The 17239-nt window shown below is 49.7% G+C and carries 11 protein-coding genes; 4 read left to right on the top strand and 7 right to left on the bottom strand.

From position 1 onward, the window contains the following. Nucleotides 1-149: 149 nt before the first annotated feature. Entirely contained in the window at nucleotides 150-1616 is a 1467-nt protein-coding gene (locus ACN0YH_RS20575; RefSeq protein ID WP_417381467.1) for a hypothetical protein, read from the top strand. Between the two features lie 15 nt (nucleotides 1617-1631). Here the strand turns inward: ACN0YH_RS20575 and ACN0YH_RS20570 are convergent, their stop codons facing one another. The 4 genes from ACN0YH_RS20570 to ACN0YH_RS20555 all read right to left on the bottom strand — a co-directional run bounded on the left by ACN0YH_RS20570 (nucleotide 1632) and on the right by ACN0YH_RS20555 (nucleotide 6681). After that, nucleotides 1632-2534, bottom strand: a complete 903-nt coding sequence (locus tag ACN0YH_RS20570) for a hypothetical protein (RefSeq protein ID WP_417381466.1) — start codon at nucleotides 2532-2534, stop codon at nucleotides 1632-1634. A gap of 128 nt (nucleotides 2535-2662) precedes the next feature. Further along, a complete protein-coding gene (locus ACN0YH_RS20565) occupies nucleotides 2663-3964 on the bottom strand; it encodes a Gfo/Idh/MocA family protein (protein ID WP_417381465.1) in 1302 nt (433 codons plus the stop codon). A 153-nt stretch (nucleotides 3965-4117) separates the two neighbouring features. Continuing rightward, the gene (locus ACN0YH_RS20560; RefSeq protein ID WP_417381464.1) at nucleotides 4118-5023 is read right to left on the bottom strand and encodes a sugar phosphate isomerase/epimerase family protein; all 906 of its coding nucleotides are present in this window, start codon (nucleotides 5021-5023) and stop codon (nucleotides 4118-4120) included. 83 nt (nucleotides 5024-5106) lie between these two features. Further along, the gene (locus ACN0YH_RS20555) at nucleotides 5107-6681 is read right to left on the bottom strand and encodes a hypothetical protein (RefSeq protein ID WP_417381463.1); all 1575 of its coding nucleotides are present in this window, start codon (nucleotides 6679-6681) and stop codon (nucleotides 5107-5109) included. A 250-nt stretch (nucleotides 6682-6931) separates the two neighbouring features. Between ACN0YH_RS20555 and ACN0YH_RS20550 the strand changes: the two genes are divergently transcribed. Beyond that, nucleotides 6932-7747, top strand: a complete 816-nt coding sequence (locus tag ACN0YH_RS20550; protein WP_417381462.1) for a sugar phosphate isomerase/epimerase family protein — start codon at nucleotides 6932-6934, stop codon at nucleotides 7745-7747. Nucleotides 7748-7793: 46 nt separating this feature from the next. On the opposite strand, the gene ACN0YH_RS20545 is transcribed toward ACN0YH_RS20550, so the two are convergent. Next, nucleotides 7794-9251 carry a pectate lyase gene (locus ACN0YH_RS20545; protein WP_417381461.1) on the bottom strand — a complete coding sequence of 486 codons (1458 nt, stop codon included), beginning with the start codon at nucleotides 9249-9251 and terminating at the stop codon, nucleotides 7794-7796. A gap of 214 nt (nucleotides 9252-9465) precedes the next feature. Here ACN0YH_RS20545 and ACN0YH_RS20540 point away from each other — a divergent pair, with 214 nt between their 5' ends. Beyond that, nucleotides 9466-10869 (top strand): GntP family permease, encoded by a 1404-nt coding sequence (locus ACN0YH_RS20540; RefSeq protein ID WP_417381460.1) that lies wholly within the window; start codon nucleotides 9466-9468, stop codon nucleotides 10867-10869. Nucleotides 10870-10973: 104 nt separating this feature from the next. Beyond that, nucleotides 10974-11909: a PmoA family protein gene (locus ACN0YH_RS20535; RefSeq protein ID WP_417381459.1), complete on the top strand. Its 936-nt coding sequence runs from the start codon at nucleotides 10974-10976 to the stop codon at nucleotides 11907-11909. A gap of 6 nt (nucleotides 11910-11915) precedes the next feature. On the opposite strand, the gene ACN0YH_RS20530 is transcribed toward ACN0YH_RS20535, so the two are convergent. Next, entirely contained in the window at nucleotides 11916-13223 is a 1308-nt protein-coding gene (locus ACN0YH_RS20530) for a BBP7 family outer membrane beta-barrel protein (RefSeq protein WP_417381458.1), read from the bottom strand. Between the two features lie 71 nt (nucleotides 13224-13294). Then, nucleotides 13295-17137, bottom strand: coding sequence for a beta strand repeat-containing protein (locus tag ACN0YH_RS20525; protein ID WP_417381457.1), 3843 nt, complete (start codon nucleotides 17135-17137; stop codon nucleotides 13295-13297). Between the last annotated feature and the right edge of the window lie 102 nt (nucleotides 17138-17239).

Here is a 17239-nt window from a genome sequence, read left to right as displayed (position 1 = left end):
CGCAATTACTATTATCAATTTCCTGCAAATCTCTCCCTGTTGCACTCAAGATTTCGTGATAAACTTTCAGTGTATCGTTTTGTTTTTAATGTCAGGAATTTCCCATGCCGGGTAGCAGAATTCGGCCCCTATCAGGAACCATATCTATATTGCTGCTGCTGTTGACACTCTCGACAGCAGCCTGCTCTGCCCTTGCGCCCAGTCAACGTTCCTCCTGGAAACTGACTGATCCGCCTCCTCTGGATCCCCAGAATCAGTCATTGAACAGCCCTGTCCCACAAACGGCTCCCCAGTCACGTGAAACGCAACGTGTAAATCCACAATCAATTCCACGCACCAGTCCACAGACGATTCCACAAAGACAACCGACTCCCCCTCAACCTGAAGAAGATCTGTTTGCGGTACCGGAATCGCTCAACCGAAATCAGCCTCTTCAACCGCGCGATCTGCCTGAGCAGGTCATGCCTCGCCCCCAGTTGAGAGCACCCGATCTTCAAAGCAGATCAAAGCCGGAAGCCATACCAAAACAGCCAACAGGGCCGATGATGACTGCCCCTGCGACAGCAGGACCGCTGGAGATGACGGTTGACGTGATCCCCAAACGCCAGCTGGGAAGTGGTGCCACATTCTATCTGATCATCAAAAACACCAGTGATCGCTCCGTCAGAAATGTTCTGCTGGAATGCGAATTTGACGCTGCCATGATGTTCCCCGGTCGCCGTGAAAAGAAAATTGGACAGCGTCTGGGAACATTGCAACCCGGCGAATCAAAAGAAATCTCACTGACGCTTTATAGTGATGTTCTAGGCAGCCACTGCTGCCGCTTCCGGGCTTTGGCTGATGGGGATGAACTGGTCTGGAAATCGGTCTGTGTTGAATATGAAAAGAAACAGTTGGACCTGTCTGTCATTGGCCCTTCTTCCCGGAGCATCGGCAGTCGGGCAGAGTACATCGTGAAACTTTCCAATGTGGCAGGTGTCGATCTGAATAATATCCAGGTCGCTATCTCTTACGATTCCGCATTGATCCCGCGCGAAGCGTCCATAGGTTCCACCCGGGAAGCTGACCAGTTGACCTGGTCTCTGGATACAATTCGTAGTGGCGAAGGGGTACAACTACAGGTGGAATTCGAATGCGAAGTTGCCGCCGAACATGCCTGCATGCGCGTGAATGTCACCAGCCGGGAACTACCCAACGAACAGGTTTCTGCCTGCCTGAAAGTCACCCCAGCATCAGGTGTGCTGGACGTGCAGGTCCGCGACACCAAAGACCCCATTGCCCGCGGCGAAGAGACGGTTTACGAAGTCAGCATCGAGAACCGGGGGCTCCAACCAGCGAGAGACATCGTGCTTCAGGCTAAAATCCCGCGTATGTTTCGTGTCGTCTCTGTCGAAGCGCACCAGGGAAATCAGAAGCTCAATCTGAGGCCGGAAGTGAATCAGGATATCCTGCGTGTCTCTCCCGTTCGTGAACTTCCCGCCGATGCCTTTTTACGATATACGATTCTCGTCAAAGCAATTGGCTCTGGTGATGGCGAATTGAATGTCACGATTACCGGTGCGGATGCTTCTAAGCTGGAAACGCAGGTAACCGAAATCACGACGGTAAACCGTTAACCGACACGGCGCTCGTCATTTCTTTTGAATCTGCCCTGGAAAATCCCGTTCGTAACGTTTCACCAGCGCATCCATATCAGCGGGAACGATATAGATTTTCCCGCGAATCGTTTTTGTCTCTCCCGGTTTCAGACCGCCTAAGCGGAAATCGGCATGCAGGCAGCGAATCACCCCCTGAAACAATTCCTGGTATGGTTCAAACGCGGTGGCAAATATCCACTGACCATCGCCACTATAACAGCCAATCAAGCCGTTACTGGGCACTTCACTGCTTAACGGTCGGGGATTCACATCGGAACGAGGAACATTCACCGGACACCAGACCTGTCCGGGAACATAGCGTGCTTTGGTCGCCCAGTTACGGGTGGGCATGAACGCTGGCTTGCCATCCAGAAAGACGAACGATTTTTTGATATAAGCATATTTATCATCAGTCGTGGAAGCACCCAGGCCGGCAAATTCACCCACGCGGATACAGGGTTGTGCCCAGTGAACTTCGGAGCGTCGATCAGTCGGGTTGTGGGCCACCAGTTGAAAGTCGACCTCATCCTCTTTTGCGGTGATGGTATGTTGCACAGTAACGCCATCGGCAACCGTGCATTTCAGCTTCAGAATGGTCTGGTCTTCGTTCAGGGAGAGAGTCTGTGTTTCATGCTTAACTACCGTATGCTTTCCCCAGTCGGCATCAGTCGAATTCGCGCGACAGTAGGCTTCCAGATAATTAATGGGAATCTTTCCCCCTGGAATATGATCGCCGTGAATCAATAACATATTTTTTTCACGCGAAAGCGTCAGACGCGGTTTTTCTATTTTCGAACCTGTTGTTTTTTCACTCCCCCGGCAGGAGGAATCAGTAAAACACAGGCAGGTCCCCATCAGAACTCCCAGCAGCAAAAGCGAATTCGCGAGCGACTTCATCACTTCCTCCGGTTTTCATTTTCATTGTGGATAACTGAAAGATCATCCTTTTAATATCACGATAGAAAAACAACCGAAGTGTAAACCACACTCCGGTTGTCAATTTAAATTCGATTGTCGAACACTTTTTATACAAAGGGAGTCACGCCGGGTGTCGCCACTTTGGGTTCGGGCAGTGACATGGTCATGTCATATTTCTCGGGAGACAGGTCTTCCTGGGAATTCATGGCCTGTTCCCAGGTGAGCGTCTTACCCGTATAGGCTGACATACGGGCGATAATGCCCATCATGGAACTGTTTGCCATGTAATCCCCGTTATTGATGACTTCACCATTTCTGAGGGCCTTGTACATCGCGTCATGTTCCAACTGATGCATGTTGGCACGACGGCGGGCGCCTTTCCAGGGATTCTTGCCTTCGATCTGGTACTTCATCAGCGTGGCTGTTCCCTCAGTGCCTGACACAGTATCAACAAACAGGGAGCTGCATCCCTGCTGATGTCGAGTGGACGCGACAAATTTCGCACCATTGGCATACTCGTACACAGTACTGAAGTGATCAAAGATCTGACCATAATCTTCACCGGTTCGTGTCTCACGTCCGCCTGTGCTGTAGCAGCGGACAGGATATTCTCCCATCACCCACGACTGTTTATCCAGCTCATGCACGAACTGCTCGGTATTGAAGTCGCCCGACAGCCAGGTGTAGTAATACCAGTTTCGCATCTGGTATTCCATGTCTGACCATTCCGGTTTGCGTTTCACCATTTTGGCAACACCACCCAGATAGCGGGTGCTGTGCATGGCCACGATATCACCAATTCCCCCTTCATGAATTTTATCGACCATTTGTTGCATACCAGGCTCATAACGCCAGCAGAGACCGGAAACGAGGGTCAGGTTTTTCTTTTTGGCTTCGGCAGTTGTTTTCAGTACGGAGCGAATCCCTGGTGCATCGACGGCAACCGGCTTTTCGCAGAACACATGTTTGCCGGCATCGATACAGGCCTGCAACTGCTGTGGTCGGAAATGAGGAGGCGTCGCTAAAATCACGAGGTCAACACCAGAATCAATCAGTTTCTGAAAGGCGTCGAACCCGACAAACTTGTGATCGGCGTCAACTTTGACCCGATTTTGAACTTCCGTCTTTTTCAGGTTCTGGTAACTTTTTTCAAGATGATCACCAAACGCATCCGCCATCGCAACCAGTTCAACATTGGAATCCGCCCGCAGTGTCTGTGCTGCCGCCCCGGTTCCTCGACCGCCACAGCCAACCAGTCCGACTTTGATCAATTCAGAACTGGTAGCAAAAGCACCAGAAGTCAACGCCGGATTTACGACCAGCCCCGTTGTTGCCAGCGTGGTCAAAGACTGTTTCATAAATTTACGACGGCTCTGGCTCGGCTGTTGTTCAGATGCATTTTCGGACATGGAAAAGACCTTTCATTCAGATGGTAGACAGTTTCAGATTCTGTATCTACTACGCAATTTATTGTTGAAGAGCTAACTGCAGGCAGGATAAAAAGAGGACGGCCCTTAACCAACATGGCTATTTAAAGACCTTTATTTATTATCAACTCTCCTTCAGGCAAGATCAAGAGCACGATCCATGCGTTCCGAGATATCCTGCAATCTTTGTCGATCTCCGCCCTTGACTTCCGCAGTTGCCCAACCTTGTGTGTAACCGATGTCATTCAATGCTTTACCTACCTCAGCCCAGTTGCAGTCTCCTTCAGTAATTTCAACCTGAAATCCCTTCCAGAGTCCTTCCTCCTTCTGTTTCTGTCGACTGTATTCCTTAATATCAAGCTTGACAATACGCGGGCCCAGAATCCGAATCCAGTGTTCGGGCCAGCCAAACCTGACTACGTTACCGACATCGAAATAGACACCCGCCGCCGGGCTTTCCAGTTCATCAATGAAACGTGCCATCTCCAGTGGACTCAACAGAAAATTATTCCAGACATTCTCTACCAGGAGTTTAATACCCTGCTGTTCTGCATACGGCAAATGCTTTCGCAGCTTGGCCTGCTGCTGTTGATAGACCACATCATATGGATGCTTGTCATCAACGCGGCCCGCCACGACCAGAACGCTTGTGCCTCCGTAATATTTTGCCTGATCGATCGAATCTTTCAGCTCATCGCGACTGCTGTTCAGAAACCCGTGGACCTGCACTCCCGTTGCATCAATGGCACGCCTTACTTCTTTGGGATCTACTTTGGTCCGATAATGAATTTCAGTCCCAGCAAAGCCCAGATCCTTCAGCATTTTGAATTTATCGAGCACGGAAACGGGTTCCGTAATCATCTGATACTTCACCGCTTTTTTGATACCCGCTTTTGATTTCGCTGCTGCCGATTTCTCAGCAGATACAACTTCTGTTTGCGACAGTGTACCTGCCAGCAATGCAGCCGAAGTCTGTTTCAGAAACATTCTGCGGGAGGTCTGATGCGACAATCCCCTGTATTCCCACTCCTGATTTAACATGCTGCTGCTCCCCTGTTTGGATTCAAGCTGCTGACCACGCTGATATTGAGAATATCGGTCCTGGCTGCAGCGCACAACTCTGTTTACTGTTCCGAGTCTTTTCCTGCATTCGAATTTGACTTTTGCAGCAGTGTGACTTCGATTTCTCCGCTGTTATCTGCCAGTGCATTCCAGGCATCGTTTAAACGGAAATAAACGGTCCCGCTCACGGGAGCCATCCAGCTGGCCTGCGCACCGATCGGGTATTCTTTCATGATCGAATTGGGATGGGTCAGTTTCATGTCTGGATCAGGCTGAATCATCATGATCAATCGCCCCAGTGGCTGTCCCTTGAAGTACTGAAAACTGATCCCGTCGGCGGTACTCTCCCACGGTTTTGGTACTTGCGCCAGCGTAAAACGACCGGTAGCAGTGACGTCATATACAGCACCCTGCGTCACACGAACACCACTCGACTGCCAGCCCTGTTGGCTGTTGATTGTTGCTGTTGCACTTGTATTGGGTGGCAGAGAAATGCCTTCAGTAAACGTCACCGCTGCGTTTTGGGAATCGTAGCCCGGTTGCAGGTTCCGCGCAAACAGCATCCAGCCATCATTCACTTTGGCATAATCATCGCCCAGCATTTCCTGAATTTTTTGCGAAAACACTCTGCCCTGCATGTGATGTGCCAGCTCGCGAAATGGTTTCCCATAGTCAGGATGCTTGTCAAAATACTGACATAAAGCCCAGGACCAGGCATACGCTTTATTGTCACTTACAAAATCAGCAGGACGAAACTGCATGACTTCCTGAAGCGGCTTGGGAGGTGACTGTTCCACAGCTTCTTCAATCAGTGTAATTCGTCCCAGTCCACCAAAATCATTTTTATTATGAGGCATCACGTTTAACTGAATCTTACCACTTGAATCCGTAGTATGCGTTGCCATGGATTCCGCGATGCCCTCCAGGTACCAGACCGGAGCACCAATCTCCCCCATGATCATGCTGTAGCAGTGCGTGTATTCATGCAGCATCAGATGCTTCAGGTAATAAGGCTGCGTCTGAGCGTCCATCCAGAACTGCGCGCCCTGATGCCGACCATTCACAATCGTCGGCAGTGAATCCAGGATCACCCCCGCTTCCTTGAACAGGGCCCGGTTCTGCATAATATAACCGGTGACCTGAAACTCGGTCCCTTCTCGATCGGGAGGCAGCGGACCAAAATAGTCAGCCAGCGCGACATACGCCTGATCGATTACGGCCGGCAGCGTGACCGCAAACTTGGGGTCAATATCCGTGTACAGTTTGAGCCGCGGAGATTCATAACAGCGAATCCCCAGCAACTCCAGTCGTTGATTATTGTGAACGGGTCTCTGATCACTGGGACGGTATCTGGTCTTGTCCGGTTTCGGAAGAACGGGTCTGGCATTGGCTGTAGTAACAGGTGGACTGTTCGATTGAGTGGAATTTTGTTTAACCGGCTTTCGCGTTTCAGAGTTATCATTGATATCATTTACCGCGGCTTTGACTGGTTCACTTGCTTCAATCACCACGTTTTCATCAGCAGCTTGCAGAGGCGCTTTTTCAGAACTGCATGCTGTGAGCAGACAGCCTGATACAACCAGCCAGCAATTAAATGTTCCTCTGATACTGTCCCACATGGAAGCAAATCTATTCATATTATCTACAGTGTTCAGTTCATGTACCTGATTTGAATCAACGCTGATCGACCTGTCCATTGTGACTGATTATGCGGCTGGAGTCGAGGAACCTTTTCCATGAGTGCCTGAGTTGATCAATTGGATCAATTATTGCAGAATGAGCAGAACAGTTCCTGATGGCTGAAACAGCAACTGTATCTTATCTTACGTAAGCTCAGTGCCGAATAGTGAATCGTTTTCCTAGTTTTTCTTACAGAGGATCAGCTCTATGAGCGCTTTCCGTTACAGTCTGAATGCCAGCACAATCCGTACCACTCCTCTGCTTGAAAAAATCAGCGTGACTGCAGAAGCAGGCTATGAAGGAATCGAACTCTGGTTTGATGAAGTCGAAGAATTCCTGGCCACTGGTGGAACATTGGAAACGATTTCAGCAGCGATTGAAGAATCCGGCCTGGCCATTCCCACGATGATCATGTTGCGCGACTGGTGGTCAGCCTCAGAAGAAGAATACCCGGCCGTCTTTGAGACCTGCCTGAAACGCATCAGAATCGCTGCCGAACTCGGAGCAGAATATGTCATCGCCTGCCCGCATCGTGAAGTCCCTGACTATGATCTTGGTGGATTACGATATCGACAACTGCTCGAAGCAGGCATTAAAGCGGGGGCCAAACCAGCAGTCGAATTTCTGGGATTTGTAGAAGCGGTTACTAAAATTGAAGACGCACTACAGGTCGTCGAAAAATCGGGACATTCCCAAGCCACTCTCGTCCTTGATCCGTTTCATGTCTTTCGCGGCGGTGGCACCATGGAAACAATCGCAAAACTCAAACCAACTCAGATTGCGATTTCCCATTTCAACGATGCTGTCGATACGGTTCCCCGGGAACAGCAGATGGACCCGGACCGTGTTCTCCCCGGCGACGGTCACCTCGACCTGACGCGCTACTGCCAGCTCTTGAAACAGATTGGCTATGATGGCTGGCTTTCACTGGAACTCTTCCGCGACGATCTCTGGCAGCAGGATCCACTCAGCGTCGCCACGCTCGGACTGGAACGCATGCGGTCGATTGCAGACAATGCCTGATCTGTCTGATTAATCTGTTATTAATCCGTTACACGATGCGATCTGATCAGTCCTTCTGCTTGGCAGCGACAAAATCGGCCAGAGTCGTCAGGTTCTGAATAAAAACACGTGTGTCAATCGTGCGCAGATTCTCCTTACCCGATGCTTTGAGATCACCTTGTTTGATCCAGGCACCTTGTGAGTTCAGTGACTCGATGGCAGATTTCGCCTTCGCCGTCAACGAAGGAGTCAGGCGAACCCGGCGTGTGGGAAACCTCATGGAAGCCAGTTTCTCAGGAGAATCGTCCAGCAACCTGCGATATCGGCTCTCCAGCGAATCGACACTGGAGTTGATAATGAAGCTGTAATGCGTAGGCAGATCATTGTCCTGATAGGTCAACTGATACTTTCTCGTAAAATACAGGGGACGATTGGTTTTCAACTCATAAAATCGAGCCAGCTTTCCGCTGGGAAGTTCCGACTTCTTTAAATAGGCCAGAGCAGGTGGAATCGGTTTCAGATATTTTTTATCACCGGAATAGATATAGATCTGCATCAGGGTCTTGATGATGCCTTGCGACTCGCCACCGGTCACGGAAGGGGGTTCGAACTTCCGGGCCCAGGCAGGTTGCATCTGACTGTTATACTGCTGTGCCCAGGCGGGTTGTGGCACGGGCATCTGTGCCAGAATGATGAAGTCACCCGCTTTCAGAGCGGCCCTTCGATAACGTTCATCCTGGTACACATGATGTGCCAGAAACATCACGCCCACCAGATCTTCAATCAGATTGTCGTTGAGCGTGTAGTAATTGAGATATTTTTTCTTAGGAAACTCCCGCGGCCAGCTTTCCGGATAATTCGCTTTGATCACAGGATACTCTTTGGGATCGGGCGCACTGTCGAAACGCTGTGGCCAGCCTCCATTGGGATACTGTGCTTTCAATAACGCGTTCAACGCATACATCGTCGCTTCATGAATTGATTCATCCTGAAATTTCAGTTCCTGGTCGATTTGAATCAGAAACTGCACTGCAGACTGTGTGGTATTATCATCCAGTGTAGTTGTATTACGTGCCTTGGGACCGCCGCCATTCACACGATACTGATAAGATTTTCGATCTTCAAAATCGATATAATAGTTCCAGCCCCCCGATTTCAGTTGTCCATTTACCAGTGCATAGGCGGCTGCTTTTGCTGCGTTCAGTAAAGAAGGCTCTCCCGTTTTCTGATAGGCTTTGAGATAAGCTTCACCGACACTCGGGGTTCCGGGAGGCTGCACCCAGACACGGGAAGCAGGCGCCTGATTTTCCCCTTCCCGATCTTTAAGATCCTGGCTGTACTTCCAGAGATAACCACCTTCGGTGGAAACCTGGCTCGTAAAATAATCAGTCGCTTTCTTCATTGCCTTGCGGGCAGCCGTGTCCGTTACTTCTGCACTCAGAAGATCATCGGCGGAGCTAAAGACAAAAACGGAACTGATACAGAACAACAAACACGGGCTCAGAATTTGGCGCGATTCAGACATGAACCATAGATCCTTTTCTCAATAGCTGTTGTGGTTAAGTAATAAAATTTATCCTACAGCAAACACAGATTGAACGAAAGCAACGCATTTTTTAACTTCCTTCAGAAATACGGTCGCCAATTTCTACGGCGCGATGGGTTGCGTCAGCGACAATTCTATGTAATGCTCATACCCAATCAAAAAATTCACCTAAGATTTTCCCGGAGAAGCGCTTATGTTGGAAAACTATCCTTTTGTGATACTTGGCATCGGGATTGCCATTGTCATCGGCATGATTATTTTTCTGAAGATCAATGCGTTTCTGGCACTGATCACAGCCGCGATGGCCGTCAGTCTGCTGGGACCTGAGTCAGTTGATGGAATCAATCGGATCAAACGGGTCGCCATTGCGTTTGGTGATTCTGTATCCGGGATTGGAATCGTGATCGCGCTGGCAGCAATCATCGGGAAATGTATGATGGACAGCGGCGCTGCTGACAGAATTGTGCGTACGTTTCTCAGTGCGCTCGGTGAAAAAAATGCTTCTTTTGCGCTGATGGGAAGTGGTTTCGTCCTCGCTGTCCCAGTCTTTTTCGATACAGTTTTCTATCTGTTGATCCCCTTGGCACGATCGCTCTACCGCAGCACTCAGCGCAACTACCTGATGTATATCATGGCGATTGCCGCCGGTGGCGCGATAACTCATACCCTGGTTCCGCCGACACCAGGTCCGCTGGCGATGGCGGAATATCTGGGTGTTGACCTGGGGAAAATGATTTTTGTCGGCGTTCTGGTCGCTTTACCGGCGGCTTTTGTCGGCATACTGTATGCGAAGTTTGCCAATCACTTAATGGATATCCCCATGCGGGACGTCGCCGAGCATAAAGATCCCGATCCTCTTGAGGACCATGAACTTCCCTCACTGATTGTTTCGCTGCTTCCGATTGTACTGCCGGTGTTGATGATTACGTCCAATACCCTTGTCAATTCTCTTGTCGATGCAAATATCGGGCCTCAGAAGTTTTTAACCAGCATCGGTCCCTATACTTCCATCATCGGCGATGCCAACTTTGCACTCCTGTTCGCGACTGCGATCTCCTTACTCATCCTGTTGCGGCAGCGCGGTTTGACACTTCTTCAATTAAGCGCATCAGTGGAACAGGCTTTAATGAGCGGTGGCGTGATCATTCTGATTACCGCGGGCGGCGGTGCGTTTGGAAAAATGCTCACGGTCGCTAAAATTGGACCTGCCATCCAGGCGGAGTTCAGCACTGACTCTGGTGGAACAGGGTTGAGCTTTCTGTTTCTGGGCTTTGGCATTGCCGCCCTGTTGAAAGTGGCACAGGGTTCCAGCACCGTCGCGATGATCACCACTTCTGCCATGCTGTCAGCCATGCTCAGTACGATGAATATGGATTCCAATCCGCTTGGTTTTGATCCTGTATATCTGGCGACCGCCATTGGCGCCGGTTCCTTGATTGGCTCCTGGATGAATGACAGTGGTTTCTGGATTTTCTGTAAGATGAGCGGTTTGACCGAGGCTGAAGCCCTCAAATCCTGGACACCACTGTTATTTGTGATGGGATGTACGAGTATGACGACCACCATCCTGCTCTCAATTGTCTGGCCGATGTCATAACGCATTTCTGATGCTTTACTTTACATTGCCGAAATCAGGGTTACTCTGAATAGAAGTCCCCAAAAACATCTGACTCAGAAATCCCGCTTGAGAGGAGTCCGGAGATGAGCACCCTGTTTCCACAGTGTGAAATTATTCCACAGCCCGATTCTCAATTCTCATTTCGTATTCAGGGCAGAGAGCGGTTGCGCTGGCATTTTGGGCAGCATTATTCCCGCCCTTTTTTCTATCCCTTAACCGGCCCCTCGGGTATCCCGTTAACTCGGATCGGACATCCAGGGGCGCCCAACCATGACCATCATCGATCAATCTGGTTTGCGCACCACCAGGTACTGGGAATCAACTTCTGGGCTGAGAATACGGGAGCGACAATCACACAGAAACGCTGGCTTTCCCTCGATGAAACTGATGACGAAGCGATTCTGGCAGTAGAACTGGAATGGCGGGACGGACATGATCCACAGCCTCTGCTGCGTCAGGAATTAATCTCCGCAATACGTACTAATGAAAAACAGGAACTGTTTCTGGAATTGCAGACCACATTTTATCCCACAGCGGAATCTTTGGAATTTCAGAAAACGAATTTTGGTTTTCTGGCGGTGCGTGTCGCAAAATCGATTTCCAGTTATTTTGGCGGGGGAAAAATCACCAACAGCCGGCAGCAGACTGGTGAAAAAAACATCTTCGGAAAACCGTCTGAATGGATGGACTATTCAGGCCCTGTCACTCCTGAACTCACGGAAGGGATCACATATTTTTATCATCCCGAAAACCCCATCGCTGCAGATGAGGACCATGTCTCGTGGCATGTCCGCGAAGACGGCTGGATGGGAGCATCTCCCTGCATGCATGGCCCTTTGGAAACGACGCGAAAGAAACCGTTGACATTCAGGTTCCTGCTGCACGCTCATGCAGGAGAGGTCAATCATGGCCAGGCAAACAAGGTCTATCAACAGTTCTCGGAGAGCCTGTCTTATCAGTTGCGGAAGCCGGAAAAGAGACATACCAGCGCAACTGCCAGTCGAAGAACTTCTCGATAGACCGGCTTACCAGATAAACTCAAGACCGGCAGTAATACCATCGGCAGAGAACTTGGAATGCTGTTCGCGGACCTTGGTACCGGTTGCAGGATTGGCAGCGGTCCGGTCTTCATTGTAATCAATGATATCGTAAGCGCGAGAGACCTGACCAATAAACAGGTAATCGTAGCCGACAAAACAGCGAATATGCTCATTCACATTCAACTTGGCATAAACGGAAACCTGAAAGGTCGGAGAGAACTCATTGTTTTTTTGAACAGAAACAATGGTCGGGTCAGTGGCGACAAACAACTGATCGGTTCTAACCTGATCGGTATCGCGGTTGAACCCGAAGGTAAACTTAGGCTCGGCCCCGATGGTAAAGCGACTGCGCCTGTATTCTGCCCGGGCACCAATACTGGGACCGAATACACGGTTTTCAACTTTCGAATAAATGGTTGTCGTACGAGGTGTTCCGATTCCTCCGCCCGAATCCACGCCTACCTGATTCATTGTTTCCCGCAGACTGATGAAACGAAATCCAAACAGAGGCTGCATCCGAAATCCTTCTCCTGGAAGATAGGGATCCAGAAGATAATTTACGCCAGTACCGAACATTTCTGTATCGAGATTCACGTCAAAACTGGTATCGTACACATTCGTATTGGAAGCCAGGGCATCATTCACCTTGAAGTTAGTAACAACGACCAGATCGTCATCAGGGATTGAATTTGACTGTGTCGCGTAGATAGAAGCAGTCGGACGGGTCGACTCATTCTTGAAAATTCCCCATGCGTTCCACTCGATGGTCGCATCTGGTACTGGAAATGCTAATGTAGCCCGCATCCCGTTCGTATCCATTGAGCGATCTATATAATTCACAGCGACACCATCGCCTCGTGCAATACCAGTTGAGCGGTCAAAGACCGGTGCAGGCTCTGTCGGGTCCACATTACCCAGAAATGGTGCGCTCAATAAAATATTATCAGGCCCTTCGATTGACCAGTGCAGATATTCCAGTTTGAGAGAACTCGAACGAAACATACCTTTGATCGACTTATCAATCGGAGAGTCGTAGGTCCACCCCCGGTCAACGGGCAACTGCCGAACCAGTGATCTGGAATAAGTGTTGACTCCCGAGAACAGTCCGGAATTATCAACAATTTCTTCATCCACCACATCGGCATCGCCGTGCATGACAAATTCGGTCGTGCCATCATCGGCTGCTGCTACTTCATGCATCCCGACAGGTAAGCCGGTTGAGCACAGCAACACCAGTAGTGCACTCAGTCTGAATGGAGTAATCATCATTACTTTCCAGGATGTGCGACTCATCGATTAAAACCTTACAATATTTGGATCAAAACACACCAGAGTGTTATTTAAACGAGACATTCTTATTTCGACTATGGAAGCAGGAAGCCATTCAGGCTAATCTGGCCGTTAAAGGTCCCACCACCAGGATTGAATAACAGGAAGCTGTTATTATTCCCGACAGAAGTGATATTCACGATATTATTAACACCGGTGCCCAATGTCAGAGGACCGTTTGTCATCGCATTGAACCCTACAGCCGTATCGATGAAGAAATCGCCATCGAACAGTCCAATCTGGTTGTTATCAATGATCACGGAAGAGGACGTGGCATCAATCAGATCAAAGAAGATTCCGCGGGCACTCAAGCCGGTCATATTGATCAGGTTGGAATCAATTTGCACATTGGAGTTTGCCGCCAGGTCAAGAAAACGAATCCCATAGGAATCCGCTCCGCCCATCACAAATCCCTGGGCGTTGTTCCCGGCAATCAGGATATTGGAAGGCCCTTCGGTTGAAATCTCCATACCTCTACTGACTCCTCCCGCGAAGGTAAAGGAGTTATTATTCGTTACGGTTAACGTCATCAGGTCTGCAAGATCAGTACTTGTCGCGTCAACTTCAATACCAATGTTTCCTACCGCCCCTGTTCCCACAAAGTTGTTGGCGTCATTGATAAACAGGCTCATTGGCCCTTCCCAGTCGACACTCAGGTTTGATGTATTAGAGATACTGTTTGTAATCGTATTGCGTTGCATTACGTAGCTCAACAGAGAATCATCTAGTAGACCGCCTGACTCAATCACGATCGCATCGGAACTGTCATCCGTGATCGTATTGTCCTCGAGGACAATACTAAAGGAATCGTTGTCCGTATCATCAAGTTCTATGTTCGCGGTGTATTCCAGCGAATGTTCGGCAGCGTTAGTACCGTTGTCCAGGAGTTCGGAATCAGACATCTGGAATGTGCGACCGTTGACAACCCGGATACCGTAGCCGAGTGAATCTTCAACACGTACTCTTGTCAGATTGACCTCGGGGCCATCTGCAACCGTTGTTTCATGCCATTCGATACCCGATGTGAGCGGGATCTGGATTTCCAGGCCATCGAGATTCACACGCCCGATATCCTCCATCCAGACACCATGCTGGGCATCAAGAATCGTTCCACCGGAATCAATCGTATTTCCATCCCCGGTAATCCCGAACAACCCGGGAGTTCGCACGAGTCGGATACCGGCACTGTTCAGATAAAACTCAGCATCACCGGCTGCCCCTCCAGGAGTCAGGGCAGGTCCCGTGGTATTACTGGCAGTCACGGATGTCAGATTCAATGAAATATTGGAGTCTTCAATATCAATCGCAGCAGCATCCGTGACGGTAATGTTACCGCTGGTGGAACTGATTGTACCTGCGTTATTATTGGCAATCAGAGCCAGGTTATCGAACGCTGTAATATTTAACACACCAAAACTAACATTTCCCGGGTTATCGAGCACATAGACACCCACAGCCGGATTGGCGATGCCAGTATAGATGGCACTGTCTGCATTCACATTCAGCGAGGAAAAGCTGATCGCTGCGGTTGAATTCAGAATGTTGACTACCGGTGCATCAGTCGCGAAGGTTCCATTCGCAGTAGTATTGCCGAATGATACCGTGCCCGTCGTTCCCCCCTGACCTGCATTATCGAGCAATAGTACTGAATTGTTAAAGCTGTTGTTTGAAAGCACGGTCGTGCCCATGCGGATCAGAGGACTGTCGTCGCGTACAATAAAGGCTTCATTTGCTGTGTCGGAAATCGTCGTCGTACCAGACACACTGAAAGTACCCGTGTTGCCGCCATTATCGAACGAGATCCCCTGGCCGGAACTCCCAGTGATTCCCAGGCTTCCGCCGAACGAGATATTTCCGGAGGTATTGTTGACATCAATACCATGATCTGTGGCTGCTGAAGCGCCATCGGCGATGGTGACATTGCCAACAACCGCCATATTGCCTGTCAGATTTTCTATCAGGATACCGGCTCCACTTCGATTCACAATGTCGACATCCTGCATCTGGAAGACACCCAGGTAATCTTCTACGAAGATACTTGCATCGGTGGCAGTATCAATAATCGTTGCCGCCTGAGCTGTATTTCTGACGGTGACGATGGCATTGGCACTACCCCCGGTCACATGAATCCCTTCATTCGTGCTGCCTGTAATCGTCACATTATCTAAGACAGCACCACCGGCGATATTATTGATCAGAACCCCCTGACTACTCGTGTCAGTGATTGAAGATTCCGTCATGTTAATTGAACCACCGGTAGTATTCTGGATCAGCACGGCGCGGCCTGCTCCCGTGTTTGTGATGGAACCTGCCTGGAAGCGGACCAGGGGGTCACCGCCATCGACGACAAAAGCATCTCCTGCGGAGTTGGTAATATTGGTGGTATCAAAGGCCAGGCTGCCTGAGGTACTATTCAGATAAAGCCCTTCGTCAACAGCGTTATTAACATCAACATAATTCACGGTAGTTTCTGAAACTCCGATACCGACCACACCGCGAGCGCTAGGATTATTCAGGATGAAGCCGGAGAACTCACTGTCGGATGCCAGGATTACACCATCGCCCACGGTATCGTTAAAGGTAGGCCTGACGAGACTGTCGGGCCTGAGAGGACTTCCGTAGAGTGGAGAATTCGGTAATAACTTTGATCCGAATCCATCAATATCGAAGTAGTGTTCTACGCCCTGTCCTTCACCGAGAATGCGATCACCGGCGACCAGGGTGATTGGTGCAGCATTATTATATTCGCTGCCAGCATGAGTAAAGATAATATCTCTGTCTGGCCCTGCTTGTGCTTCCGGGATTGTCTGATAAGGATCCAGTACAGAACCGGTTCCCCCCAGTCCCGCGTAAGAGTCCACATGAGAAATCGTCCAGGGCAGGCCGGTTGCCGGGTTGATTGCAACCAGTCCGACATCAACGACTTTACTCTGTTCGACCACAACATTGTAGTTTTTGCGAACCCGTTCAGCCATACGATACATCTGGGTGGATTTTTCCATCTCGTTCCACTCAGGACGACCGGCGAAGGTCCAGGTAACATTGAAAAAGACATTTGTATTAAATGTATCATCGCTGGTAATACTAAGTTCTGTCAGAACATTGGGTAACGGATTTGCCTGCAGCCGGCCGCGCCAACCCCAGACATCTGCACTATCTGAAGCTTGAAATCCATATGTACCTGCGTAAGCACGTGCCTGAAACTGCTGCGCCAGTTCCCCCCAGATGGGAACCCCGATTTCCGCATCGAAACCTCGCATTGCTTTTCCAATGGTCCGCGTCTGATCATAGAGTACATTAAAACCAGAGAATCGCTGGCTGCCTTCATTAAACTCCAGGTTCAACTGTTGACGACGATTCCCGATCGGCAGATAAAAGTTTCCGTTTGCATCCCAGTAACGCCCCATGGTTTCCACATTCAGTGCTAACTGCTGGAAAATTTTATTTGTCGAATCGTCACGGTCATAGTAAAAACTGGCACCGAAGATCCGGTCGCTATCATAATTGTAAAAACGATAGCCTAGACCTGCGCCACCGCCAAGGTTACCACGATTTGTTCGCCACAGCCGAAAGTTACCAAACAACATCCCGGCATCATCCGGGTTTTTGGTATGAGTGAACAGGTAAGGCATGGCTTCAATGTGTGAGATCGATTCGTCCAGCCCAACGGTTTTACCTGCCTGATGGCCGGCCCGAAAGAGTGTTCCCATTCCGTTACCCGGCACGACCGAAGAAATGCCATCCAGGGTATCCGTTGTTTCTGATTCGTCCGCGATGATCGTCGAAAATTCGACTTCATCCTGGGCTAATAATGTTCCTGACATGGCGGAGATCGCCAGAACGATTACGCCGGCAATCAGGCGAAATGCAATTTTCATAAATCGTCCAGAATGGCTTGATGTCAACACAGGCATCTGTTTCACCTCGGCAAAGCACGCTGAGTGCATTTTGGCGTTTTCGTCCCGGTCTGTTTTATTTTG

Origin of the sequence: Gimesia sp. (genome assembly GCF_048262075.1) — a bacterium.
Taxonomy (GTDB): domain Bacteria; phylum Planctomycetota; class Planctomycetia; order Planctomycetales; family Planctomycetaceae; genus Gimesia.
This window is presented reverse-complemented; position numbering and strand designations above follow the sequence as displayed.

Excerpts from the sequence above, each read along its gene's own strand:
- ACN0YH_RS20535 (WP_417381459.1), top strand. The coding sequence starts at position 10,974 with ATGAGCACCCTGTTTCCACAGTGTGAAATTATTCCACAGCCCGATTCT.
- ACN0YH_RS20555 (WP_417381463.1), bottom strand. The coding sequence starts at position 6,681 with ATGAATAGATTTGCTTCCATGTGGGACAGTATCAGAGGAACATTTAAT.
- ACN0YH_RS20530 (WP_417381458.1), bottom strand. The coding sequence starts at position 13,223 with ATGAGTCGCACATCCTGGAAAGTAATGATGATTACTCCATTCAGACTG.
- ACN0YH_RS20565 (WP_417381465.1), bottom strand. The coding sequence starts at position 3,964 with ATGTCCGAAAATGCATCTGAACAACAGCCGAGCCAGAGCCGTCGTAAA.
- ACN0YH_RS20525 (WP_417381457.1), bottom strand. The coding sequence starts at position 17,137 with ATGAAAATTGCATTTCGCCTGATTGCCGGCGTAATCGTTCTGGCGATC.
- ACN0YH_RS20550 (WP_417381462.1), top strand. The coding sequence starts at position 6,932 with ATGAGCGCTTTCCGTTACAGTCTGAATGCCAGCACAATCCGTACCACT.
- ACN0YH_RS20540 (WP_417381460.1), top strand. The coding sequence starts at position 9,466 with ATGTTGGAAAACTATCCTTTTGTGATACTTGGCATCGGGATTGCCATT.
- ACN0YH_RS20570 (WP_417381466.1), bottom strand. The coding sequence starts at position 2,534 with ATGAAGTCGCTCGCGAATTCGCTTTTGCTGCTGGGAGTTCTGATGGGG.
- ACN0YH_RS20560 (WP_417381464.1), bottom strand. The coding sequence starts at position 5,023 with ATGTTAAATCAGGAGTGGGAATACAGGGGATTGTCGCATCAGACCTCC.
- ACN0YH_RS20545 (WP_417381461.1), bottom strand. The coding sequence starts at position 9,251 with ATGTCTGAATCGCGCCAAATTCTGAGCCCGTGTTTGTTGTTCTGTATC.